The 19,144-nt window shown below is 63.1% G+C and carries 19 protein-coding genes; 12 read left to right on the top strand and 7 right to left on the bottom strand.

The genetic code is table 11. The features are described 5' to 3' along the window. Nucleotides 1–121 precede the first annotated feature (121 nt). Genes lptB through lptC form a run of 3 tightly spaced genes read right to left on the bottom strand, consistent with a single transcriptional unit; the run spans nt 122 to nt 3,056 of the window. Nucleotides 122–844 carry an LPS export ABC transporter ATP-binding protein gene (gene lptB / locus JF616_14865; GenBank protein ID MBW8889033.1) on the bottom strand — a complete coding sequence of 241 codons (723 nt, stop codon included), beginning with the start codon at nt 842–844 and terminating at the stop codon, nt 122–124. Continuing rightward, complete coding sequence (locus JF616_14860) at nt 844–2,259, bottom strand: hypothetical protein (protein MBW8889032.1); 1,416 nt, start codon at nt 2,257–2,259, stop codon at nt 844–846. Before JF616_14860 ends, lptB begins: the two co-directional genes overlap by 1 nt. Further along, complete coding sequence (gene lptC / locus JF616_14855) at nt 2,256–3,056, bottom strand: LPS export ABC transporter periplasmic protein LptC (protein MBW8889031.1); 801 nt, start codon at nt 3,054–3,056, stop codon at nt 2,256–2,258. Before lptC ends, JF616_14860 begins: the two co-directional genes overlap by 4 nt. A 72-nt stretch (nt 3,057–3,128) precedes the next feature. Here lptC and JF616_14850 point away from each other — a divergent pair, with 72 nt between their 5' ends. Beyond that, entirely contained in the window at nt 3,129–4,472 is a 1,344-nt protein-coding gene (locus JF616_14850; GenBank protein ID MBW8889030.1) for an MATE family efflux transporter, read from the top strand. Beyond that, nucleotides 4,469–4,888 (top strand): acyl-CoA thioesterase, encoded by a 420-nt coding sequence (locus JF616_14845; GenBank protein ID MBW8889029.1) that lies wholly within the window; start codon nt 4,469–4,471, stop codon nt 4,886–4,888. The genes JF616_14850 and JF616_14845 overlap by 4 nt, the downstream gene beginning before the upstream one ends. Nucleotides 4,889–4,927: 39 nt before the next feature. Here the strand turns inward: JF616_14845 and pyrF are convergent, their stop codons facing one another. Continuing rightward, nucleotides 4,928–5,800 carry an orotidine-5'-phosphate decarboxylase gene (gene pyrF / locus JF616_14840; protein MBW8889028.1) on the bottom strand — a complete coding sequence of 291 codons (873 nt, stop codon included), beginning with the start codon at nt 5,798–5,800 and terminating at the stop codon, nt 4,928–4,930. 185 nt (nt 5,801–5,985) lie between these two features. Between pyrF and JF616_14835 the strand changes: the two genes are divergently transcribed. Beyond that, a complete protein-coding gene (locus JF616_14835; GenBank protein ID MBW8889027.1) occupies nt 5,986–6,180 on the top strand; it encodes a hypothetical protein in 195 nt (64 codons plus the stop codon). Nucleotides 6,181–6,199: 19 nt separating this feature from the next. On the opposite strand, the gene JF616_14830 is transcribed toward JF616_14835, so the two are convergent. After that, a complete protein-coding gene (locus JF616_14830; GenBank protein ID MBW8889026.1) occupies nt 6,200–6,553 on the bottom strand; it encodes a hypothetical protein in 354 nt (117 codons plus the stop codon). An 89-nt stretch (nt 6,554–6,642) separates the two neighbouring features. Between JF616_14830 and JF616_14825 the strand changes: the two genes are divergently transcribed. Then, nucleotides 6,643–7,461, top strand: coding sequence for a ferredoxin--NADP reductase (locus tag JF616_14825; protein ID MBW8889025.1), 819 nt, complete (start codon nt 6,643–6,645; stop codon nt 7,459–7,461). Between the two features lie 62 nt (nt 7,462–7,523). Here the strand turns inward: JF616_14825 and JF616_14820 are convergent, their stop codons facing one another. Then, complete coding sequence (locus JF616_14820) at nt 7,524–8,570, bottom strand: transglutaminase family protein (protein ID MBW8889024.1); 1,047 nt, start codon at nt 8,568–8,570, stop codon at nt 7,524–7,526. Between the two features lie 58 nt (nt 8,571–8,628). On the opposite strand from JF616_14820, the gene JF616_14815 reads away from it, so the two are divergent. Then, nucleotides 8,629–9,303: a metallophosphoesterase gene (locus tag JF616_14815; GenBank protein ID MBW8889023.1), complete on the top strand. Its 675-nt coding sequence runs from the start codon at nt 8,629–8,631 to the stop codon at nt 9,301–9,303. A 34-nt stretch (nt 9,304–9,337) separates the two neighbouring features. Here JF616_14815 and pyk read toward each other — a convergent pair whose 3' ends face one another. Next, the gene (gene pyk, locus JF616_14810) at nt 9,338–10,759 is read right to left on the bottom strand and encodes a pyruvate kinase (GenBank protein ID MBW8889022.1); all 1,422 of its coding nucleotides are present in this window, start codon (nt 10,757–10,759) and stop codon (nt 9,338–9,340) included. Nucleotides 10,760–10,858: 99 nt separating this feature from the next. Between pyk and JF616_14805 the strand changes: the two genes are divergently transcribed. The 7 genes from JF616_14805 to JF616_14775 all read left to right on the top strand — a co-directional run bounded on the left by JF616_14805 (nt 10,859) and on the right by JF616_14775 (nt 19,141). Then, nucleotides 10,859–12,067, top strand: coding sequence for a glycosyltransferase (locus JF616_14805; protein MBW8889021.1), 1,209 nt, complete (start codon nt 10,859–10,861; stop codon nt 12,065–12,067). A 43-nt stretch (nt 12,068–12,110) separates the two neighbouring features. Beyond that, the gene (locus tag JF616_14800; protein ID MBW8889020.1) at nt 12,111–12,575 is read left to right on the top strand and encodes a hypothetical protein; all 465 of its coding nucleotides are present in this window, start codon (nt 12,111–12,113) and stop codon (nt 12,573–12,575) included. Next, the gene (locus tag JF616_14795; protein ID MBW8889019.1) at nt 12,576–14,282 is read left to right on the top strand and encodes a hypothetical protein; all 1,707 of its coding nucleotides are present in this window, start codon (nt 12,576–12,578) and stop codon (nt 14,280–14,282) included. A gap of 9 nt (nt 14,283–14,291) precedes the next feature. After that, nucleotides 14,292–14,537, top strand: a complete 246-nt coding sequence (locus tag JF616_14790) for a hypothetical protein (GenBank protein MBW8889018.1) — start codon at nt 14,292–14,294, stop codon at nt 14,535–14,537. A 62-nt stretch (nt 14,538–14,599) separates the two neighbouring features. Beyond that, a complete protein-coding gene (locus JF616_14785; GenBank protein MBW8889017.1) occupies nt 14,600–17,083 on the top strand; it encodes a DUF3536 domain-containing protein in 2,484 nt (827 codons plus the stop codon). Next, complete coding sequence (locus JF616_14780; GenBank protein ID MBW8889016.1) at nt 17,080–17,340, top strand: hypothetical protein; 261 nt, start codon at nt 17,080–17,082, stop codon at nt 17,338–17,340. The genes JF616_14785 and JF616_14780 overlap by 4 nt, the downstream gene beginning before the upstream one ends. Before the next feature lie 121 nt (nt 17,341–17,461). Continuing rightward, nucleotides 17,462–19,141 (top strand): NAD(P)H-hydrate dehydratase, encoded by a 1,680-nt coding sequence (locus JF616_14775; GenBank protein MBW8889015.1) that lies wholly within the window; start codon nt 17,462–17,464, stop codon nt 19,139–19,141. Nucleotides 19,142–19,144: the final 3 nt, after the last annotated feature.

Here is a 19,144-nt window from a genome sequence, read left to right as displayed (position 1 = left end):
AGCCGCGGGCAAGGAAGGGGAAGGAGCGATATTCGGAGAATATCGCGACTGAGCATGACGCAGCCCCCGGCTCGCGCAGCCGGCCGCAGGCAGGAAGACACGATTAGAGGTACCCATTCGATCATCCCAGGGAAAAGGACTTGCCGAGGTATATGCGGCGCGCTTCTTCGTCGCGCGAGAGGTGTTCCGCCGTGCCTTCCACCAATACCTTGCCTTCGAACATGATGTAAGCCCGGTTGGTGGTGGCCAGGGTTTCCCGAACGCTATGGTCGGTGATAAGGATGCCCATGCCTTTGTCCCGGAGGTTAAATATAACCGATTGGATGTCCTCGACGGCGATGGGGTCGATGCCGGCGAAAGGCTCGTCGAGCAGGAGGAACTTCGGGTTGGTGGTCAGGGCGCGGGCGATCTCCAGGCGGCGGCGTTCGCCGCCCGAAAGGGTGTTGGCGCGGTGCTTCCGCAAATGCGCGATGTGGAATTCCTCCATCAGGCGATCGGTTTCCTGCCGGCATTGGGCCCGCGACAATTTCCGGGTCTGCAGGATGGCGAGGATGTTTTCCTCCACCGTGAGCTTGCGGAACACCGATGTTTCCTGGGCAAGGTAGCCTACGCCCAGGCGGGCGCGCTTGTACATCGGCATATGCGAAACGTCCGCATCGCCGATGCGGATGTTCCCCGCATTGGCGCGGATCATGCCGACGATCATGTAGAAGGAGGTGGTCTTCCCCGCCCCGTTGGGCCCGAGCAATCCCACCACCTCGCCCTGGTTCACGTGGAAACTCACGCCGTCCACTACGCGACGGCCGTTGTAAATCTTGACCAGGGACTCGGCCATGATCTGCATCAGTTCACCTTTCTCGGAGCGCCGTTGCCGGGCGGCTCGTTGCCTCCCGGCGTCGGGCGGATGGGCGCGTGTACGGGAGCCGTCGCCGGTAGGCGGGGGACCGCCCGCAAGCTATCGCGAGGCGGAGCGCTAGGCTTCGCTCCCGGAGAGGCGGTCGAATCCGCGGATCCGGATGCCGTGCCTTGCGCCTTCTGCTTTTCGCCGAAATAGGTTCCCTTGGCGGTACCCTTCACCAGCACCTCATCCACGCGGCCGTTCTTGAAGGCGAAATCGATGGTGTCGCCTTCGGCGTCATTCTTTCCTTTCAACGACTTCCGCTCGAAATGATAATAGGTGCTCTTGGCTGCCCCCGCCGTACCTCCCAGCACGTTGGCGCTGGCCACCTGCTTGCCCGCGAAGCGCAGCACCATGTAGTCGCCGCTCATCTTATTGACGTAATCGGGCTTGTCCACGTCGAAATAGGCCCCGTTGGCGTTCTTGAAAACCTGCACGCTGTCGATGGCCTTCTCCTTGAAGGCCAGGAAAAGGCTATCGCCCTTCACGTCCGATTGGCGGGCGACGCTGGAATCGGTGGCGGGCTCCAAGGAGTGGGCCTGGGCTTTCCCTTTCACGAGCAAGCTCTTGATCTCTTCGCCGTGCATCCCCAGCCGCATGATTTCGCCTTTCACCTGGTTGTCGTCCACGATCACCTGCGGATCGCCGATCAGGAAAAGGGAATCCGCCGTCTCATGGTATTCGGCCTTGCGGCAGGTGATGTGCATCTTGTCCCGATCGATGCGGACATGCCCGTCGGCGACGGCCATGCGCGCGGAATCGTTGTAAGTCATGACATCGCCCTTGATGGACAAGGTATCCGGGCCCTCCGAGTCCGCCGACGCCGGCTTGGCGGCGTCCTTCGTAGGAACGGCCGATCCTTTCGCGGGGGTGGCCGAGGCGGCCTTCGCCGAGTCCTTCTTCGGGTAGAAACGGCGCACTTCGGGATCGCCCGTCAAGGTGGCCAGATGCCGGAAGCGCATATAGACGATGCCCTGTCCGGTAGCGGTAACTTCGCCGCTACTGTCGCGCATGAACACCTTCCCTTGGGCGGTGGCCTGCCCCAGGCTCTTGTCGTAGGTCCCGCGTTCGGCGGTCAGCAAGGCCCCATTGCGCGTGATGCGCATCCCCGATTCGCATAGGACGATGTTTCGGTCCTTCTGCCAGACGGCGCGTTCGGTCTCCAGCCGCAATTCGCCATGCCGGAAACGGACCTTCCCGCTCAGCACGTATTCGCCGCGGCTGCGGTACCCCTCGAAGCGATCCGCGTTCTCCATGATTAAGGGCGCGTTGCGTTCCGGTTCCGGCGCGGTCGGAAGGGCTGAAGCCAGAGCCGTGGCCAGTACGCAAAAAGCCCCCAGGCCTTTAAACCCGGCCTTCATTTGGGAGCCTTCGGATGATCGTTTCCAGGCGAGGGCGAGGGCGCAGACGGGGCCGGGACGGAAGTCGGCGCGGGTGAAGGCGCGGGCGCTAGCGTCGGACTCGGTGAGGTTGATGCCCCTTGCGTCGGGGTCCCGGTGGCGGATGCCGGAAGCCCGGTTCCGATCGGAGTGGCGCCGGTCGCGGGTCCGCCTTTATGCGCCGTATCCGACGGAGCGGCTCGTTTGGCGCTGTCCGCGGGGGGGTTCCCAGTGGAGTCCGCATTTTGGAAACGTTCCTCCACTTTCTGGAAAACGCCTTTCACGTCGGAAAGGATCTGCCAATTGTCCAACTTGGCATCGGAGACGAAGCCTTTCCCGGTAAGGACGTCCCCTTCCTCCGAGACGACGCGTACTTTGGCCTCGGTGCTGATTTGGTTGATGGCCTTGTTCCAGCGCAGGGAATCGGATTGGATGTCCACGCCCTTCTCGGAATGGCCGTGTACGTGGCCGGAGGCGGCAAGGAAGCTGACCGCTTCGTCGACCGAACCCGAATCGGAGGTCACGTGCATCAAGGATTTCCCCAAGCTGTCGTAGAGCACCAAGTCCACCGGCTTCGCGCGCACCAGGTCGGTTCGGGGCCATTTCACCAAGTACTTGGTCTTGAGGATCCAGCTTAAGTGGGCGCCTTCGTACATGCTCAGGATGGTGGTGTCTTTGTACTCGGCGAGGGGCAGTTCCTTTTTCGGACCCTTGGCGGTCGGGGCTTCTTCGATATGCGAGCAAGCCGCTAGAACAAGACCGTCTTTTATCCAAGGCACCCTAAGTTGAGCAAAACCAAAGATTTGACCGAGGGTGCAATTTTCCCGCATATCCTCCGGATGGCGATTCCGATGCTGATCGGAACATCATCCCACATGCTCCTCAATATCATCGACGGGATTTACGTGAGCCGCCTCGGGATGGAATCGAGCCTGGCTGTCCTCAATTATGGCTTCCCCTTCTTCTACCTCATCTTCGCGGTGTTCAACGGTCTCACCAGCGGATCGAGCTCGGTGCTGGCCCGCTACCTGGGCGCGAAGGAAAACGCCAAAGCCGAGAACGCCCTTTCGCAGATCGTATGGGTGGGCCTGGCCCTCTTCGTCTTTTTCCTGGTCCTCTACCCCGTCCTGATTCCCTTTTATCTTGCGGCGCAAAAGGCATCTCCCGAAGCGGCGATCCTCACGCGGCATTACCTGAATAGCTTGTTCCTCGGCGTTCCGTTCCTGGTGCTCTTGCTGCTGTGGGGATCGGGCCTGCGCGCCGAAGGCAACACGCGCACCTTGATGTCGGGCATGATGCTCGGCACCTTGCTCAATATCGGCTTCGCCCCCTTCCTGATCTTCCGCGAATTCCATTTCGCCGGGATCGCATGGCACGGCCTGGGGCTAGGGGTAACCGGCGCGGGACTGGCGGCATCCATCAGCAACGGCCTCTCGCTGATCGTGGTGATCTCCATATTCTTGCGGAAAGCCACCGTGCTGCGGCTGCGCCTATGGCCCGATTGGTCCGATCGCGGCGGGCTCTACGAATCCTTCAAGGTCGGCTTGCCCTCCATCCTTTCGCAATCCCTGATCGGCATCAACGTCTTCATCATGACCAAGTTGGCATCGGACTTCGGCCCGGCGGCGGTATCCGCCATCGGCATCGGCGCGCGCCTGGAAACCTTCGCCGTGTTCCCGTCGCTTTCCATCATGGTGGCCGTGCTCTCCTTGGTGGGGCAGAATTTCGGCGCGGGCAAGTACGAGCGCGTCGCCCAGACGGTGCGGCAAGGGCTGACTTTGGCATTCTTCAGCCTGGCGACCATCGGCCTGATCGTCCACTTCTGCCGCGGTCCGCTGATCGCCAAGTTCCATCCGGATCCGGCGGCCTATCCATCGGCCTACCATTTCCTGGGCATCACGACCTTGGGCTACGCCTTCGCCGGCATGAGCATCGTGTCCAGCGGCGCATTCCAAGGCCTCGGCCGCGGACTCCCGTTCCTCTTCCTCAACACCTTGCGCCTGTTGGGCCTGGCCGCTCCTTTGGGTTGGCTGCTGGCCCGCAGCCACTACGGCGAGTATGGCCTGCATTACGCACCGCTCATCGCCAGCGGCTGCTCCGCCTTGATCGCGGTCTCCTGGATCCTCACGGTGACGGCGCGCCTGCGCCGGCGGGAAGCGCCAAGCCCGGTCCAGGTCGCGGCGGCGACGGCGTGAACGGATCGGAATCCAACCTGAGCGAAATCCGCGTCCAGGTCCGGTATTCCGAGACGGACGCCATGAAGTTCGTGTACTACGCCAACTATCTGGTGTATTTCGAAGTGGCGCGCACGTCCGCGCTGGCGGAACTCGGGCATCCGTATTGGGAGATGGAAAAGCGCGGGGTGCTGATCCCGGTTTTGGAAGCGCATTGCGAATACGTGAAGGCCGGGCGCTACGGGGACAACCTGCGCATCCGTACCTTGCGTTGGCGCAGCGGGGCGGCCCGCATCCGCTTCGAGTATGAGGTGCTGAGGGAAGATGTCCTGATCGCGCGCGGCCACACCGAGCACGCCTTCATGCATCCGGAAGGACGCGCCATCCGGCCCCCGAAGGAAATCCTGGGGTTGTTCCCGGATAAAGCCGCGGCTTAAGTCCCGTACGATCCCGGGGCGCCAATCGATTGGGGCCGCCTAACCTGCCCGGGCGATCTCCTCGCAAAGATCTTCCAGGGCCTGCATCGAAGCTTCCGCCGGCTTCAGGGCCGGGAACTTCTCGTAGGCATAGTTGATTCCCGATGAACTGTTGATGAGATGCAAGGCGGGATCGCTTTCGGCATCGCGGATGGCCTGGTACACTTCGGCTACGCTGCCGGTCTGGCCGCCGGTCACGCCTGCGACGGCGATGCCGGGTATCAGCACCGGCACTTCCCGGCCGCGTCCTTTCCAATAGGACAACAATTCCCGTAACTCCCGGGGCGCGGTCGCGCCTACCACCGCTCCCAGGTTGCCGTCGTTCCAGTCCGCCAGCTTGGCGGCCACGGCGCGGTAGAGCGGCTCCCCTTCTGGCCCGACCTTCAGCTCCTGGAAATCCTTGGCGCTGGGATTGGAGGTGCGAACGAGAACGTAGATGCCTTGTCCTTGGGATTCCTCCTGGAAGGGCTTGATGGTATCGATACCCATGTACGGGGCGGCGGTGACCGCGTCCGCGCCGAAAACCTTGAACGCCGAGCGGGCATAGGCGCCGGAAGTGCTGGCGATGTCCCCGCGCTTCGCGTCCAGGATGACCAGCGCTCCGGCGTCGCGGAAGGCCCGGATCAAATCCTGGAGCACCCGCAGGCAAGCCAGGCTCACGCCTTCGTAGTAGGCCATATTGGGTTTCACCGCCGCGGGCAGGAGATCCCGGGCCAGCATCGCATCCAGTAGATTGGAATAGAAGCGTTTGATGCGCTCCTCCAGGGGGCCATCCCCGGGGATTTTCTTGGCCACCGGATCCAAACCGACGCATACGGGATTTCCCGCTTCGCGCACCCGATCCGCGACCCTTTCCGCGTACGTCTTCACCATGTTTCCGGGCCCTCCGGCGCAGCAATTTAGTCATGCCCGGCCGGGGAGGACAGGCCCGGACCGCACAGCCTGGGCGGGACCGGCATCCCCGGGTTCCCGTGTCCCCCGGGAAAAACCTTGGCCTGGGTCCGAGAAGCGGTTATTTCAAGGATCACGGACTTACCCTTTTCCCCAAGGAGCCCGACATGAAGCCAACGCCGCCCGATCCGAACGCCTCGCGCCTGGAGGAAATCGAATTCAAACTCGCATTCTTGGAGAAAGAGCTGGAAGAGTACAAGGAAGCGAGCCGAGGCTTCTACAAGCGGCTGGCCGAGATGGATGAGGAGATCCAGACCTTGAAGCGGGACGTGCCCGAATCCTCCGTTGCCGAGGCCGGATAGGCGACCGCGGCGAGGCCGGCTAGGCGCCGGCTTCCTTGGCCTCCGCGTCGGCCCAGGCGATTTCCGGCACCCGTAACCGCGCGTAACGCAAGAAGTCGCCCCATTCCGATAGCGGGGCCGCGCCGGCGTCCGCGCACCAGGCGGCGAAATCCCCGGGCCGGGAATCTTCCATGGTCCGGTGCGCATCCCCCATCCAGACCGCGAAGTCGTATACCTGCGAACAGACCTTGCGGCGGGCCAGGTTGGAGATGAACCGTTCCTTAAGCCACACTTGGAAAGCATCCTCGAGGCGCTTCTGCAAGGATGGGAGATCCGGGTACGCGTTCCGGATCGGGAATCGTGGGATGCGGTTGTTGATGACGTAGGTGGACAAGGGCGGATCGGGACGGGGTTATTCCGTAAAAGTTACACGAATCGTGCCTGCCTGAACAGTTCGCCATGCTACATTTAGGGCTAGTAGCCATGGATGCCGTCGCCGAAAAGTACAATGCCGTAGTGGTGGCGCGCATGGCGCTGACCCCGGACCTTTTCATCATCAAGGTTAAGCCCGACAAGGCCCCCGCCGAGTTCATCTCGGGGCAGTACGTCCTTCTAGGGCTTAGCTCGAACGTCCCGCGCCGCGAAGGCAGCGAACCGGAGTTCAAGGAAAGCAAAGCCGATCGCATGGTCCTGCGGGCCTATTCCATCGCATCCGCCGGGCATGAGCCCGGCCTCCTGGAGTTCTACATCTCGGTGGTCGCCAACGGATCGCTCACTCCGCGGCTGGTCAACTTGAAGCCAGGCGATCGGATCATGGTCGGCGATAAGATCCGCGGGTTTTTTACCCTGGATACCGTCCCCAAGGAGCATACCACGGTGGTGCTCGCCGCTACAGGCACGGGCCTGGCTCCGTACGTTTCCATGATGCGGGCCCACGCCCTGCGGCCTTTCCCCTTCCGCTTCGTCATCCTGCACGGCGCTCCCAAGAGTTGGGAACTCGGTTATCTCGAAGAGCTGAGCATGCAAGCCCGTTACCTGCCGCGCGTGGTCTACGTTCCTTCCATCACCCGCACCAAGGAAGATCCCTGGTGGACGGGCGAATCCGGCCGCATCACCCAGTGGTTCCATTCCAATCTCCTTCGCGACAAGCTGGAGGTGGAATTGGATCCGGCCCGGACGTCGGTGTTCCTATGCGGCAATCCAGCGATGATCCATGAAGTGCAGGGCATCCTGGAACCGCTGGGCTATTCGGCCTATTCCACCCAAGCGCCGGGCAGCCTGCATATCGAAGAGTATTGGTGATTTCCGGCGCGCCCGCGAAGCGGGGCTGCCACGAAGTTGCGGACCGCTACGCTAGGCGCGGTCTACTCCAGATCGGGATTCGATCCGTCGGAGCCTTCGTCTTCTTCCTTGTCCGTGCCTTCGCCGAAGGGCCGTTCCGGCCCCGCTTCGTCTTGGGCCTCGCTGACGATATCCGCCACGGCCCCGGCCGCCGGGCGCCCCCCACGCAGATCCTCGGCCAAGGAGAACATGAATTGGCTGGCCTGCCGATCGCCCGCCAAGTGATAGGCGTTGATCAGGTTCCGCAGGACGCGCGCGACGATGGCATCCGGTTCCGCCGGGGTCCTAAGCAAGCGCGCGAAGGCCGGAGCGTATTTGAGCTCAAGTTGGGCGAGGCTTTCCGGGTCGAGGATCTTCCCGCCGTCGAAGCAATCGATGATGATATCGCGGCCCCCTTCGGACGCGCGGGTCAGGAAATGCTCCGGCACGTCGCAGCCGTGGATGGAAAGGCCGAGGCGATGGCCTACCAGGATGAAAACGCAGGCCAGGCTGATGGGGATGCCGCGACGGCGTTCGATGACCAGGACCAGATCGCTGTGCTCCGGATCGTAGTAATCGCCTTCGGCGCCCTTGAAACCTTGGCCGGCGAAGAGGAATGCCGCGAGGCCGCTGGCCGAAGGCACGGCCGCCACGGCGCGGTAAGCGGCGGTCAAGCCGTCCAATAACGGCGCCAAGGCGGGGTGCCGCGGAAGTTGCCCCGCGTCCGAGCGCATGGGCGCACGCCTTTCATGGTTCACGGGCGCGTCGCCATCGCCGCCGCGTTTACGCCCGGCGCGATCCTCCGCCAGATACCAGGAGAGGCCGGCCAAAGCGCCTTCGAGCTTTTCCGCGTCCCCGTTGAGATCGCGCCAACGCATCCAGGCGCGGCGGAAGCCGCGGCGGGCGCGGCCCGAAAGCAGATCCTCCAGGCGCCGGCGGGGAGCGTCCGCCAATTGCGGCAGGCGCGCGCGGATGTGGTTTTCCCAGGCGGGGAGGTTGGCCTCGAGCCGTTCCCATACGCTATGCCGCACCTTCGGGCTGTCGTCGTCGAGGAGCTTGAGGATGTGGATGAGGTCTTTGTCTTCGGCCATGGCTTCCGGCCGAGAAGGTACAAATCCCAGCGCCGGATCCAGGATGTATATTCGGGGCATGAATGACCCGTCTCGTCGCCTGTTCGTCGGCGATCTGCACGGATGCCGGGCCGAGCTGGACGCCCTCCTTTCCCGCTTCGCGTTCCGCCCCGGCATCGACCGACTCTTCGCGGTGGGGGACATCGTCGGCAAAGGTCCCGATGTGCCGGGCGCCTTGGCCCGCCTGCATGAGCTCAAAGCCGCCGTCGTACTCGGTAACCACGATGTCGCCTTGCTGGAAGCCGCGCGCGCGATGGCAGCCGGATCGCGGCCGAAACATCAGGATTACGTGGACGCGTTGGGGCCGGACCGGGACAGATGGGCCGCCTGGATCGGATCCTGGCCCTATTGGCTGGACCTGGGGGACATCCTGCTGGTGCATGCCGGGCTACAGCCGGGGAACCCCGATCCGGCCGCTACCGATACGCGCATCCTGACCAACATCCGCACCTGGGACGGCCGCGGCGATAACCTCAATCGCCCGGGCGATCCGCCTTGGTTCGCCTGCGTGGAGCCCGGTCGCGTGGTCGTGTTCGGCCATTGGGCCCAAAGGGGCTTGGTCGATCTGCCGGGTTTCAAAGGCTTGGATACCGGTTGCGTTTACGGGGGGAAGCTCACCGGGTGGTGCCCGGAAGAGGATCGATTCGTCCAGGTCGACGCGTTAAGGGCATACGCCCCTATCCACAAGCATTAGCCCCGCCGGGTAAGCCAGCGGGCGCGAAGGGGCTTTATCTTCCCCGCGGCTTCTCGTTCCGGATCCGGCTGGGTTCCGCCACCACCCAGCGACGGATGCTATTGGTTCCGTGGCGGGTGTGGACGGGATGCCCGAAGGTGAAGACGAGGACGTCCCCCTTCTCCACCAATCCTTCCCGGAGAAGATCGGCTTCCAACTTGCGGAAGACCAGCTCGGGATTCCGCACGGCCTTGATCATGCGGGGATAGACCGAGTAATACAAGGTGCTGCGATGGTAGATCTCCGGCCGCTCGCAGGCCACGACCACGGGGATGTTTCCGCGGTAGGTGGAGAGGATGCGCGGCGTGGTGCCGTGGGTGCTCAATGCCACCAGCGCCTTCGCCTTGCTGTTGGCGCTCAGGTACAATCCCGCCTCGCACACCAGCGCGATGGGATCGGAATGCCGGATATCCACGAAGTCCTTGACCATTCCGCGTTCGGTAGTGGTGATGATGCGGTCCATCATCTCTATCGTCTCCACGGGATATTTGCCCGCCGCGGTTTCGCCTGAAAGCATCAGGGCGTCGACGCGCGCCAGCGCCGCGGTGGAAACGTCGGTGACCTCGGCGCGGGAAGGGCGGGCCGAAGTCATCATGGACTCCAGCATTTGCGTCGCCACTATGGTCAGCTTGCCTTTTTCCCGGGCGATCTTGATGACTTCGCGTTGTACCGCGGGGATCAATTCCAAATCCAATTCCACGCCCAGATCGCCACGGGCCACCATAACGCCCTCGGCCGCGTCCACGATGCCTTCCAGGTTGTCTACCGCTTGGGCGCTTTCCACCTTCGCCACCAGCGGAATGGAAGCGCCGAGACCCGCCATGAATCGCTTGATGGCGCGGATGTCGTCCCCGTGCCCGATGAAGGAGGCCGCCACCCAGTCGAAACCGGCCTTGATGATGAACGCCAGATCATCCTTATCCTTCTTGCTCAGGATCGGCAAGCGGAGGTTGACACCGGGTACGTTCAAGGATTTGTTGGGCCGCAGGATTCCCCCGCGGATGACGCGGCACATGACCTTGGGGCCCTTGCCTTTGGAGCGCCGCGCCTTGCCTTCGGCCCGTATCTCCAGCTTGCCGTCGTCCAACAGGATGCGCTGGCCGGGGCCGATCAAATCGCATAGGCCCGGATAGCTGATCCCGATCTCCCCCGCCCCGGGGTCCCCGGGCCGCGCGACCAGGCCCACCAAGGCGCCGTTTTCCAGATCGTATTCCCGCGCGTCCACCCGCACCTTGGGGCCCATCAGATCCGCGAGCACCCCGACGGGGGCCTTTAGCCGTTTCGCCGCCGCGCGGATGGAAGCCAGGTAACGGGCGTGTTGCCCCTGATCCCCGTGGGAGAAGTTGATGCGGAAGGCGTTGGCCCCGGCTTCGATGGCCCGCGCCAGCACGGCGGGATCTTCGAGGGCGGGGCCCATTGTAGCGAGGATTTTTGCGCGACGCGTATGCATGGCGGAAAGATAGTTCCCCTTCCCGCGGATGATGATTATTTTTCCGACCATGCCCGGGACGATATTTTGGTACTAATTGTCATCGCCGGGGTCTTGATCCTCACCGCCGTTTACTCCGCCTTGCTGCTCTTCTTCACCGTCGGCGCCTTACGCCTGGAGAGCCCTGCCCTTGCGAAGTCCAGTCGTCCCCTGCCTCTCGCGACGGCCACCCGCCCGCTCTCGCGTTCGCGATCCGGCGATGGGGATCGATCACCCGATGGGGATGGGGACGAGAGATTGCCGAGTGTCTCCGTGGTCGTCCCCATGCGCAACGAAGAGGCCAATGCCGAAGCCACCTTACGAGCGCTGGCGGCCCAGGATTACGCGGGCGAATGGGAAGTCATCTGCGTGGACGATCGCTCCGGGGACGCTACCGGAACCATCTTGCGGGAATTCTGCGCGCTCGATCCGCGCTTCACCGCGGCCGAAATCCCCGTCGGTTCCCCTTCCGTGCCCAGCCCCAAGAAACGCGCCTTGGCCGCCGGCTTCGCGGCCGCCAAGGGAGAGATCCTGATGACCACGGACGCCGATTGCCTGGCGCGCCCGGGCTGGCTCTCGAGCATGGCCGCGCGTTTCTCGCCGGGCATCGGGATCGTGCAAGGCCCTAAACGCATCCGCGGTGACGGCAGCCTGCTGTCCAGATATCAGGAGCACGAGGTGTTCGGCCTGGTCAGCATCGAAGCCGCCACCTTCGCCCTGGGTCGGCCCATGATCGCCAGCGCGCCGTCCCTGGCCTACCGCCGCGCGCTCTACGAAGGCGTAGGCGGCTTCCAGGGCCTGGAAGATACGGTTTCCGGGGACGACGATCTGCTGGTGCGCAAGATGCAGAAGGTGCCCGGGTGCAAGGTCGCGTACAATTCCGATCCGGAGGCCTGCGTCTCCACTTCCCCCGCCCCGACTTGGAAGGCGATGCTCATCCAACGCGCGCGCTGGGCCAGCAATGGCGCCCATTACGATGAGAAGGGCTTCGTGGCCTTGCTCTGCTGCATCTACGCCTTTTATTGGTGGCTGGCCCTCGGCCCCGTCCTGGTCTTGGCCGGTTTGGTGCCGGCCTGGCTGTTCCTCGTACCCGCGGCGGTAAAGATCGCGTTCAACGCCGTATTCCTATCCGTGACCTCGCGCCGCCTCGGGCATGCGGGCATCCTGCGCAATCTCCTTTGGTGCGAAATCCTGCATGTTCCCATCATCCTGGTTGCGGTGATCCTCGGGCACCTTGGGCTGTACCGCTGGAAGTAGCTATTTTCCTTGTCCGTCATCCGCCACGCTACCCAGGAGTCCCATGAAGGTTCTTTCCGTATCCGGCCTCCGCGCCGCCGCAGGCCTGGCGGCCGCGGGCGCGGTCATACTCGTTTTCACCGCATCGAAATGCGTGCAGGATACGACCTTTACGAACTATGTCCCGGAGATCTGCACCGACAAGATCGACAACGACGGGGACGGCCTGATCGATTGCGCCGATACCGATTGCGATCCCGCCTGCGCGGTTTCCATCAGTCTCGACGCGTTGCCGGGGACCTTCACGACGGACACCTTGGTCCTGACCGGCATCCAGAGAAATGCCACTTCGGTGGCCGTGGTCTCCATTACTCCCTCGGGCACCCCGGTGTCCGCGGTTATTACCAACGATACCTGGAAAGCAACCATCCCCGGCCTGGTCCAAAAAACCACTTACAACATGACTGTAGTGGGTTCCAACGGCAACCGTGCGGATACCCTCCACCCCGTTTTCATCCGGGGGAACTGAGTGCGTCGCTCGCGGCCGATCCCGGCCGCGCTCTTGGCCTTGATCTGCTTTTCCCTCCCGCGCGCATCCGAACCGGGGGCCTCCGCGGGCACGCCGGCTGCGGTCCTTCCGGCGGCCTGCCGCGAGATGCTGGCCGCGCTCCCTATAGGCATTCCCGATCCGCCTGCGTTCCTGGACGCCGCCGCTTGCCTTCGCCGTTCCGACACTTCCGCCACCGGCCTGCGCATGCCCTTCGAGCGATTCCTAGCCGATCGTTCCCCCAGCCCCGCGGATAAACTCCTGCGCGCCAAACTTCCGTCCGGCGAGGGCTGGCTCCCGGGGTGGCTCGCGCGCATGCGCTCCCGCCGCGATTCTTCGCGCACCTTGGACGTCGCCTGGTTGGCCGAAGCCTGCCTGGTCGCGGACGGCCTGACTTCAGGCCCGTTCGAATCGGAAGCCTGGCGCGAGCTCTTCTCGCTCTATCTATCCGTTCCCGATCCCTTCCACGCGGCCATGAGCCTGCTGCGGCAGGTGGAGATCGATACGGTGCAAGCCGGCCTGGCCCAGTACCAGCTGGATAACGCCTTTCGCACCCCGGGCACGGAAGTTTCCCCGCAAGCATGGCTGGATTCCTTGTCCGTAGCCTACCGGCATCGCGTGCCCCGCACCGCTGAGATCCTGGAAAACCTGGCCTGGTCAGAGCACGCCTACGCGGCCGCTTTCCGGTCCTTCCAGGCTTGGCGCGCTTTGCGGGATCCCGGGCCCGGAGCCGTCCTCGATCGCGTCAATCGCTTTCAGTCGCTGGGCTATTTCGATTATGCCGCGGCCATCCTGGCGGCGATGGATTGGCGTAAGCTGCCTCCGCCATGGCGCGCGCAAGCCCGCAGCGCGGCTTTGCGCATCCGTTTCCAAATGCAGGATTGGGCGGGCTTATTGTCCGAGGCGGGCGGAGCCGACGTAACCGGCAAGCTACCCTCGGCGGAGTACAACGGGGAAGAAGCCTATTTCGTGGCCGCCGCCTTGCTCAAGCTCGCGCGCCCGCAGGAGGCCCTGGAATTGTCCCAGGGCCGGGCGGCCAAGTCGCCTTCGCCCTGGGGCTTCCGCGCCCGGCTGCTGACCGCCCAGGCCCAGATGGCGCTGGGCCGCCCGCAAGACGCCGCACGCACCCTGGAGGCGCTCAAGCGCGATCCCAAGAGGCAGGAAGGCACGGGACCCATCCTTTTCTGGCAGGCTTGCCTGGCCCTCGATCAAGGACGCTTCAACGCGGCGGATTCCCTCTTGGTGCTGGCTTCCGCCTACACCGGCAGCGAAGAAGCGCAACGGGCCTTGGACTATCGCTTCTTCCTGCTTCAGGATACCGCCGCCGCGGCCCGCGGCCCGTTCTTCCACGGGCTGCCCGAGGCGCCCCGCCCTGCCGCCGAGCGTAAGGCCAATCTGGACCACGTTCCGCCGGCCTCCGACCTGTGGCCCTTCGCGCAACTTGAAAAAGCCCAAATCCTTTTGTCCCAAATGGAGCCGGACAGCGCCATAGCCGTATTCGACGCGGTAGCGAAGCGGAGCCCGGTGCGCCTGGCAGGCTATGAAGCCGAAGCGCGCGCCGCCTTCTTGGAGGAAAAGCTGCCCGGCGGCCGGCAAGCGGCCCTTGCCAGATACGAAGACCTCCTCATAAAATACCAACGAGGCGTGGTCCCCGAGTTTTCGCGCGGGAGGATCAAAGCCTTGAGGTGAAATTCCGCCATGAGCATACGCTGGATCCGCAATGTCGTATTGGATGGCCGCCAAGCCACCTTCGAGGTTTTGTTGGGAGATCGCGCCATCGCCGACAAATGCTACGTGCGCGTCAACCAGGACGAGGAATATTGGTTCCGGCCCGGCTCGATTGATCGCCGCGCCATTCTCGAGCAAGGCCTGGAACTCCTGAAGTCCAAGACGCACGGGCGCACCGTGACCGACTCCAACGGTTCGGCCTTCGGCTGGCACTGACAAAAGCAGCCACACTTACCCATCCGAAACCCATGGCCTTCCGGACGGGGAAATAGATACATTTGGTTCTACGCATGGCGCTCCCCAAGACCAACCGCTATTTCTGCATCCACGGGCATTTTTACCAGCCGCCGCGCGAAAATCCCTTGATGGATCAGGTGGAATTGCAGCCCTCGGCCGCGCCCATCCACGATTGGAACGAAAGGGTGTTCCGCGAATGCTACGCGCCCAACGGGGCCTCGCGCATCCTGGACAGCCATGGCCGCATCCGCGACATCGCGAACAATTACGCCTACATGAGCTTCAACATCGGCCCGACCTTGTTCTCGTGGCTGGAAGAGAAGCATGCCTACACCTACTCCCGCATCCTGGAGGCGGACCGCCTCAGTTGCGAGCGCCTGGAAGGCCACGGCAACGCGTTGGCCCAGGTCTATAACCACGTCATCATGCCCTTGGCCACCGCCGAGCAAAAGCGCCTGCAGATCCGTTGGGGCGTCGCCGACTTCGAACGCCGCTACAAACGAAAGCCCGAAGGCATGTGGTGCGCGGAGACGGCCATCAACATGGATACCGTGGTGGCCTTGATCCGGGAGGGAATCAAATTCACCGTCCTGGCGCCCACCCAGGCCTACAAAGTGCGCGCCCTCAGCGAAGAAACCTGGTCCGACGTTTCGCACAACAACGTCGATCCGCGCCGCCCGTACCGCATCTTCCCCGTGGATGCCGAGGGCACGCCCATCGAGAAGGGCTATCTGGACGTCTTCTTTTACGACGGACCGCTTTCCCACGGAGTCGGGTTCGAACATCTCCTGAAGGACGCGGTGCGTTTCGGCGAGCGCATCTCCGGCGCCTTCGATCATCGCGACGCCAACGACCAGTTGGTTTCCGTCTGCACCGATGGCGAGTCTTACGGCCACCACGAACCTTTCGGCGACATGTGCGCCGCCTTCCTCTTCCAGGACGTGGCTCCGAAGCTGGAGATGACCCCGGTCAACTACGCCTGGTTCCTCGCCAAGCATCCCCCGAGCCATGAGGTACGGCTGAAGAACGCCCACGGCGACGGCACGGCCTGGTCGTGCGCCCACGGCGTGGCCCGGTGGAAGGAAGACTGCGGTTGTTCCACCGGAGGGCAGCCGGGCTGGAACCAGAAGTGGCGCGGGCCCTTGCGCCATGCCTTCGATCTCCTGTACCTCGCCGCCGACACCTTCGTGCAGACGGGCGGGCCATTGCTATTCAAGGACTGGGCGCGCGCGCAAGATAGCGCGCTTCTGGCCTGGCAACTCGATGCCAGCGTCCGCAAGGCCTGGTGGGAAGCCAACCTCAAACCGGAAGCGGACAAGACCCGCGCGGCCGATCTAATCGAGATCCTCCGCTTCTCGCACTACATCTTCACCAGTTGCGCCTGGTTCTTTTCCGAACTCACGGGCATCGAAACCGTCCAGAACCTGAAATACGCGCAGCGCGCGCTTTCCCTCCTGGAAGCCTCAGGGGCGGGGCCCGCCGTGCGTCGCGACTTCCTGGCCGCGCTTTCCGAAGCCAAGTCCAATCTCGAGGCCAAACCCGGCGATCAAGTGTTCCTGGAACTCGAGCGGGCGACCTTGCCTTTGCATGCGTACCTCGCCATGGGCCAATGGGCCAAGGACTTCTCGCAAGCGCCGTTCCTCTACTCCGAAAGCCCGGCCTGGCGGGTCGCCGGCGCCACGCGCCGCGCCTTCGGCCTTTGGACGATCCGTGAAACGCGCTTCGTCCACGAGGTCACCGGCGCCAGCGAAGTCGCCTGGCTTATCTTCCATGAGGACGGATTCGATGCGGAAGTCTACGCATACTGCCATCGCCCGCCCGTTCCCCTGGAAGCATGGATGCCGGACACGAGCCCGCACTCCGAAACGGTGAAGGAATGGCTCGCGCCCCTCAACCCGATGGTGCTCTCCGCCCGCGATCTCCCCCTCGACATCAAAGCCGCGATGACCAGGCGCTTGAAGAACGATTTCTGGCGCGAATCGGAGCCGGAAGTGCGCATGCAGGAATGGCGCCTCGCGGTGAAGCAGAGGCAGTTCCATCGCCTGGACTGGAACCTCCCGCGCAGCGTGCGGCAATCCGCGAACCTGATCGAGAACTTCCGCATGGTGGAAGCCCTGCTCGCCGGCATCGCCAAGGACGATATCGCGGAACTCCTGCGAGCCTTGGTACTGGCCACGAATCTGCGGGTGCAGGGATACCCGGCGCACCTGGGTCCGGCCAAGGCCCGTCTCCATGATTACTTATTGGTGATCGGGAAGCGCCTGATCGAATCGGATGTGCGCATGGACCTGAAGCCGTTTTTTGTGCTTTTGGATCTGATGGATACGTTAAAGCTCAACCAGGAGCGCTACCGGATCGAGAATTTGGCGTTTCCCATCCTAAAAGCGCTCAATTCATGGAAAGAGGGCTCTCCCTTCCCCATGAAATTCGATCCGGAAGACGCCATTTTGCTGCTCGATAGACTAAATTTCAACACCGAAGCGGCGAAAAGGTATCTTGATTCCCGAAAAGCGGCGGAAGCATGATCTCCACTGAAATCCTCATTCTCACCATCCTCGCGGCGGTGTTCATCACGGGCGCATCCTTCGGGCAATTGCTGCTGCGCATCCGCTTGGCCAAGATGGAGAAAATGAATCTCGACATGGAGCAGAAGCGGATCGTCGATTTGAAGAAGGCGATCAATCAGCGCGCCATCATCATCGAAAGACGCCGCCCCACCAAGTTCGAGCAGGAAGTCCAGGACGAGATCGACGAGATCCTCGGCGACATCGAGAACTCCTGATCGCTCCCGTCCCTTGCCCTCTTCGACCGCGCGCATGCGCGGTTTTTTATTTTCAAGCCTCGCGGTGCGTTATCGGGCGAGGAACCGCGACAAGCCACCTTCATATATCAAGCGAGGAAGCATGATCCCCATCCTCACCCTGGCGGAAATAAAGGAAGTCGAGCGCAAGACCTCGAGCGAATCCGGTCTCAGCGAATACGACATGATCCAGAGCGCCGGGGAGGCGGTGTTCGAAACCATCAAGACCATGCTCGAGCAAGATGATGCCGGACATGATTTACCCGATGACGATCTCCCGGACGAGGATCTGCCCCCGGATGAACCGCCGCGCGATCTGCGCCGCGATCAGACCATCGCATTCGTATGCGGCCACGGCCACAACGGCGCCGACGGCCTCTCCGCCGCCTTGCTGGCCTCGCAGGCCGGATATCCCGTCGTCATTTACCAGGTGCCGGGAGAGCGTGGTTTTTCCTCGGAGACCCAACGCCTACAACAAGCCCTCTCCGATGCCGATCTCCCCATCCATAGCGTCCGCTCTCCCCTCGATTTGCCGGTGTTCCAGGATATCGCCCTCATCGTCGACGCCTTGCTTGGCAGCGGCATCGATCGCGATCCCGAAGGCCTGATCCAATCCTGCATCTTCGGGATGAACCAGAGCGGAGTATCCATCCTTTCCGTAGACATCCCTTCGGGAGTCCGTTGCGATTCTCCCATCCTGTCCGGCAGCGCCGTCCAAGCCGCCGCCACGGTATGCTTGGGGGCGATGAAGATATCCTCGGCCTTCTACCCCGCCTCCCTGGCATACGGCAAGGTCGGTTACAGCCCGATATGCTTCGACGAAAAAATGCTGATGGGCCAGCCTTCCCGCTTACGTCTCTACACCATGGATGACGCGGTTTCGGATTACCCCGAGCGCGACTACCGCGCCAACAAGTACACCACGGGCAAAGTCCTGGTGATCTCGGGATCGCGCGGCATGCACGGGGCCGCGGCTCTGAGCTCGAATGCGGCTCTGAGGGCCGGGGCGGGCATGGTCAAGATCGCCTACCCCGCAGGCATCCACGCCGAGGTCGCCGTACATATCCTGGAGATCATCGGCATCCCGGTAGGCGCATCGGAAGGCATAGGCCCGCAAGGGCCCGGGCACTTCCGACCCGATCATTTATCCGAGTTGGAAGAATCCCTGGCCTGGGCGGATAGCGTTCTCTTGGGACCCGGCCTGGGAAAGCATCCCGAAACCATGGCCTTCCTGCAGGGCCTCATCCCCAAGCTGAAGGGCCGGCGCGTGGCTTTGGACGGCGACGCACTCTCCTACGTGAATCCCGAGTTCCCCCTCCAGCCCGACCTGCGCGGCTACGAGAATTTCGTGGTTACGCCGCATGCCGGGGAATACAAGCGCATGGGAGGAGAATACGACTACGAGCATCCCCTCGATCTGATGCGGGCCGCGCGGGCATGGTCGCAAAAAACCAACCTGAATCTTCTTCTCAAGGGGGCGACCACCCTTTTCGCGGCCCCGGACGGGCGCCTGGCGGTGTTGCCGGTCGGGAATCCCGGCATGGCTACCGCGGGTTCGGGAGACGTGTTGGCCGGTGTCGTCGCGGCCTTGCTGGCCGTACGCCCGGTGGACCAGGCCGCATCCTTGGCGGCCTTCGCGCACGGGAAAGCCGGCGACTTGGCGAGGAAGGATCGGGGGACTTTGGGTTTGGTTGCTTCGGATCTGCTCCTCTATCTTCCCATGTCGCTGCTCGAAATCGAGGAAGGCGGCGAAGAAGACGATGGAGAGTGGATCACCGACTGATGG

The organism is Fibrobacterota bacterium (assembly GCA_019509785.1).
Classification (GTDB): Bacteria; Fibrobacterota; Fibrobacteria; order UBA11236; family UBA11236; genus Chersky-265.
Note: the sequence above shows the minus strand (reverse complement) of the source record. Positions and strands in the feature narration are given on the sequence as shown.

Coding starts and splice junctions, on each gene's coding strand:
- JF616_14775 (MBW8889015.1), top strand. CDS start 17,462: ATGATCCCCATCCTCACCCTGGCGGAAATAAAGGAAGTCGAGCGCAAG.
- JF616_14815 (MBW8889023.1), top strand. CDS start 8,629: ATGAATGACCCGTCTCGTCGCCTGTTCGTCGGCGATCTGCACGGATGC.
- JF616_14825 (MBW8889025.1), top strand. CDS start 6,643: ATGGATGCCGTCGCCGAAAAGTACAATGCCGTAGTGGTGGCGCGCATG.
- lptB (MBW8889033.1), bottom strand. CDS start 844: ATGCAGATCATGGCCGAGTCCCTGGTCAAGATTTACAACGGCCGTCGC.
- JF616_14800 (MBW8889020.1), top strand. CDS start 12,111: ATGAAGGTTCTTTCCGTATCCGGCCTCCGCGCCGCCGCAGGCCTGGCG.
- JF616_14780 (MBW8889016.1), top strand. CDS start 17,080: ATGATCTCCACTGAAATCCTCATTCTCACCATCCTCGCGGCGGTGTTC.
- JF616_14835 (MBW8889027.1), top strand. CDS start 5,986: ATGAAGCCAACGCCGCCCGATCCGAACGCCTCGCGCCTGGAGGAAATC.
- JF616_14850 (MBW8889030.1), top strand. CDS start 3,129: ATGCTGATCGGAACATCATCCCACATGCTCCTCAATATCATCGACGGG.
- pyrF (MBW8889028.1), bottom strand. CDS start 5,800: ATGGTGAAGACGTACGCGGAAAGGGTCGCGGATCGGGTGCGCGAAGCG.
- pyk (MBW8889022.1), bottom strand. CDS start 10,759: ATGGGCCCCGCCCTCGAAGATCCCGCCGTGCTGGCGCGGGCCATCGAA.
- JF616_14790 (MBW8889018.1), top strand. CDS start 14,292: ATGAGCATACGCTGGATCCGCAATGTCGTATTGGATGGCCGCCAAGCC.
- JF616_14820 (MBW8889024.1), bottom strand. CDS start 8,570: ATGGCCGAAGACAAAGACCTCATCCACATCCTCAAGCTCCTCGACGAC.
- JF616_14860 (MBW8889032.1), bottom strand. CDS start 2,259: ATGAAGGCCGGGTTTAAAGGCCTGGGGGCTTTTTGCGTACTGGCCACG.